At 71.9% G+C, this 4,515-nt stretch carries 2 protein-coding genes; one reads left to right on the plus strand and one right to left on the minus strand.

Annotated features, from left to right (window positions below; translation table 11 throughout):
• Nucleotides 1–760, minus strand: a 760-nt coding sequence (locus SM450_RS30905; protein WP_474623308.1) for an NlpC/P60 family protein, incomplete at its 3' end; no start/stop codon positions are given.
• 264 nt (nucleotides 761–1,024) lie between these two features.
• On the opposite strand from SM450_RS30905, the gene SM450_RS30910 reads away from it, so the two are divergent.
• Entirely contained in the window at nucleotides 1,025–4,477 is a 3,453-nt protein-coding gene (locus SM450_RS30910) for a BTAD domain-containing putative transcriptional regulator (protein ID WP_474623309.1), read from the plus strand.
• Nucleotides 4,478–4,515: the final 38 nt, after the last annotated feature.

Below are 4,515 nucleotides of genomic sequence, written 5' to 3' on the forward strand. Positions count from 1 at the left end.
CGCCGCTGTTGGTGTCGCGGAGGTAGAAGGTGGAGTTGCTGGGTCGGTAGACGCCGACCGTGTCGACGCCGTCGCCGTTCCAGTCACCCGACACCGGAACGTCCTCCGGGGAGACATCCTCCAAAATGTTGTCGTAGCGGACCGGGGTGTAGAGGCCGGCGTAGCTGGAGCTCCAAGTGCGCTCGATGGTGTCCGCGCTGCCGGTCTGCTCGATGACCACCGGCGCCGTGTGCGCGGAGTCGCTCCACTTCACGAAGAGAGCGACGTGGTTCTCGCTGGGGTCACCGGTGTGCCGGAGCAGGGCGTCGCCCGGCGCCAGATCGCCGCGTGCGATCGTGTGCGACCGGGTGTCCAGGTTTCCGGTCCAGAAGGAACTTCCCGATCCACCGAGACCCCACGCCATCGCGACGAAGCCCGAGCAGTCGGTGCGGTAGTCACCGTACTGGTTCTTGTAGCAGCGGTTCTGGCTGTACGGGACACCGCCCACGCTGAGCCAGCTCCGGGCCCGGCTGACCGCGTCCGACCGGCGCATGTCCTTGTCCGAGCCGTTGCTGTCGCACGGCACCGGCGTGGTGCTCACCGCGGCGGCCGTTCCGGTACGCGACGACAGGCCCGGATACTCGGGCAGCGCCGGGTCGCCCGGCACGGTGGTGGCGGCCAGGCGCGCCGCCGGGGTGTCGAGCGCGGCCGATGCCGGCATCGGCATCGACACCACGGCCGCGGCGAGCACCGCCACCGGCACCAGTGTTCGACGTGCCATTGCAACGCTCCGTCGAGCGGATGGACGCAATGTGTTCTCCTCCCGTGTAGGCGGGCTGCCGCCCGCCGTGCGACGAGTGTGAGTGGTGCTCCTGACGCACGACTGGAGGGACAGATCCTGTAGTCGACCTCGTACTACGATCCGGTCCGACAGATCGTCATGCCGCCGGCAGTAATCGATCATCGGGTCCATGTGACGACTCAGCCGCCGGGGGCCACCGGGGCGAAGCACCGGGTGACGGTCCTTCACACGGGGGAGTCAGAAATGGACGATCGTGGACATGAGGGCCTGGGTGACCTGTTGCGGAGCGCGCGGGTCGGCCGTGGCCTTACCCAGGCCGATCTCGCGGACCAGGCAGGGGTGAGCGTCGGGGTGGTACGCGACCTCGAACAGGGGCGCAGCGGGCGGCCGAGGGGACGCTCCCTGCGCGCCCTCGCGGACGCCCTGGGGCTGGAGGACGAGGATCGCGAGCGGCTCACCCAACTGGCTCGGCCGCCGCGGCGCGACCGGATCGAGGTGGGCGGCCCGGCGGGCCTCTGGGTGCTGGGGCCGCTGCTTGTCACCCGCGCCGGCCGGCCCGTCGACCTTCGCGCCGGCCGGCACCGCGTGGTCCTGGCACGCCTCGCGCTGGAGCCCGGCCGCCCGGTCAGCCGGGACGAACTGATCCACCTGCTGTGGGGCGAGCAGCCACCGCCGTCAGCGGCGAACGTGGTGCAGACCCATGTGAGCCGGATCCGTCGTCTGCTGGAGCCGAGGCTCCAGCCCGACCGGCCGCCGGCGGTGACCCACGAGTCGGGTGGATACCGGTTGCACGTCGACGACGAGCAACTCGACCTTGTCGCCTACCGGTCCCGCCTGGCCGAGGCCGCCTCGCCGGCCCTTCCGCCCCGACGCGCCTTCGATCTGCTCCTCGACGCCTCGGCCATGTGGCGCGGTGACGACGCCGTCCAGGACGTGCCGGAACTCTCCGGGGATCCGCTGGTCACGGCGCTGGCCGAGGAGCGCGTGGAGGTCGCCGTGCGGTTGGCGCGCCTCGGGGAGGTGCTACGCGAACAACGGCAGGTCCTTCCGCTTCTCCGCCGGCTGGCGGGGCGGTACCCGTGGCACGAGTCGCTGCACGCGCGGCTGGTGGTCGCGCTCGCGGCCTGTGGGCAGCAGGCCGCCGCGATCGAGGCCTTCGAGAGTGTCCGCCGTCGGCTCGCCGAGGAACTGGGTATCGATCCCGGGGTCGAGCTGGTCGAGGCACGGCAGGCAGTGGTCAGCGGAGAGACCGTCCGTGCCGCCGGCACCGCGGCGGCGACCGGCGTCGCGGTCACGCCGCGGCAGACCCCGGCGCCACCTGCGGACTTCTGCGGACGCGTCGAGGAACTCCGGCGGATCGAGCGGGCGTTGCGCTATCCGCGTGGCGGATCACCTGTCGTCCACGTCATCTCCGGCATGGCCGGCGTCGGCAAGACCAGCCTCGCCCTGATGGCGGCGTGGGAGGTGCGCCGCGACTTCCCGGACGGCCAGCTCTACCTCGATCTGCGCGGCAACGACGACCGGCCGGTCCCGGTCGGTTACGCCCTGGCACGACTGCTGCGGGCGCTCGGCGTCGAGGCGCGGGCCATTCCCGGTGACGAGGAGGAGGCCGCCGCGCTCTACCGGAGCATCATCGCCGACCGACGGGTGCTTGTCGTGCTCGACAACGCGCACAACGCCGCCCAGATCCGCCTGCTGCTGCCCGGCCCGGGCGGGAACGCGGTCCTGGTCACCAGCCGCAGCCGGTGCGAGGAGTTGGACGGCGCCGGCACCACGCTCCTGCCGGTGTTCACCCAGGACGAGGCCCTGGGCCTGCTGCGGGCGAAGCTGGGGGAGGCCCGGCTCCGCACCGAGCGCGTGAACGCCGAGGCGCTTGTCGAGGCGTGCGGCCGGTTGCCCATCGCGGTGCGGCTGGTGGCGGGCCGGTTGGCGGGCCGGCGAAAGAGCATGATTGCCGAGGTGCTGCGAGGGCTGACCGACGAGCGGTCACGGCTCGCTCAACTGAGCCTCGGCGACCGCACCGTGACGAGCAGTTTCGCGATCAGCTGCCGGGACCTGCCGCCGACGGCGGCCGAGGTGTTCCGGTCGGCCGCGCGGATCCCGGGGGAGGACTTCTCGGCCGACGCGGTCGCCGCGCTGCTCGGCGTCGAGGCGCCGGTCGTCCGCGCGGCGCTTGACCATCTCGTCGCGGAGAATCTGATCCAGCCCGGCGGCGCCGGCCGCTACCGCTACCACGACCTGCTGCGACTCTACGCGCTGCGGGCCGATGAGGCGGCATCCCTCGACCGCTCCGCCGCGCTGGGCCGACTCTACACCTGGTATCTCGCGCGGACCGCGTCCGCGATGAGCCTGGTCTACGCGGATATGGTGCGGCTGCCGATCGACGTCGACCCGGTCGGGACGCCGTTCCCCGACATCGACGCCGCGACGGCGTGGCTCGGCGAGGAGGTGGGGAACCTCATGGCTGCCGTCGAATCCGCGGCGGCCGACGGTCACGGGGCACGGTCCTGGGCGCTGGCCGACCAGCTCCGCGGCTACTTCTTCGTCTCGGGGGACGTGGTCGCCTGGCTGGCGAGCGGGTCGGCCGGGCTCGCCGCCGCGCAGGCCGCGGGTGACGTGCGGGCTCAGGCCGCCATGCACCAGACCATCGGGCAGGCGCACTGGGCGGCCGGCAAGCACCACCTCGCCGCCGACGCCTACCGCCGGGGCATCGATGCCGCCCGCGCCAGCGGCTGGCTCGTCGGTGAGGCATACCTGTCGCACAACCTCGGGCTTGTCCAGGCCGAGCTGGGTCGACCCGACGAGGCGCAGGAGCTGTACCAGCGGGCACTGGAGCTGGGCGACGGCCCGGAGTTCCACCACGTCCGGGCGGTGACGTTGAACGACCTGGGCACCCTGTGTCACGAACGGGGACAGCTCGTCGAGGCGGCCGACCACCTGATGGCGGCCCGACAGTTGAACGAGAGGTCGGCGCGTCACCTGTCGGCGATGGCGAACCGGCACAACCTGGCGATGGTCCTGCGGCAGATGGAGGAGTTCGAGCCGGCACGCGCCCACTTCGAGGCCGCACTCGACTACTACCGGCGTACCGGGTCGACCCTGCGCGAGTTGTCGGTGCTCGACGAGCTGAGCCAGCTCGACCGCCAGTTGCACGAGTGGGTGCCCGCGGTGAACAACGCCGCCGAGGCGTTGCGGCTCGCCCGCAAACAGCGCAACCTGCGGGCCGAGGCGGCCACCCTCAACACCCTGGGGTACGCGTTGTTGGGCAGCCGCGCCATCGAGGAGGCGCAGGCCCGGTTCGCCGAGAGCCTGTCGATCAGCCGGAGTCGGGGCTTCCAGTACTTCGAGTGTCAGTCGACCATCGGGGTCGCCGAGGCGGCCCTGATGAGCGGCGCCGCCGAGCAGGCGTACCGGGCCGGGACGGAGGCGCTTCAGATCGCCTCGCGCAACGCCTACCGGGCACTGCACGCCGACGCCCTCATCGTGCAGGCCCGGGCGGCGATCTGCCTGGGCGAGACGGAAACGGCAGGCCAGCACTGCAAGGATCTTCGTGAGTTGCTCGCGACGACACCGTTGCCCGACCGGGAGCGTGCCTGCGAGGCGATTGAGGCGCGGTTGTCCCGGTCAACACGGCGGCAGGACCCGGCGCCCGCCGGGTCCCGCCTTCTGGGGGGGTGTGGTGGTCAGATGCCGTAGATGAATTGGGTGTCTACGGGGCCGCCGCTGTTGGTGTT

The organism is Micromonospora marincola (genome assembly GCF_056150385.1).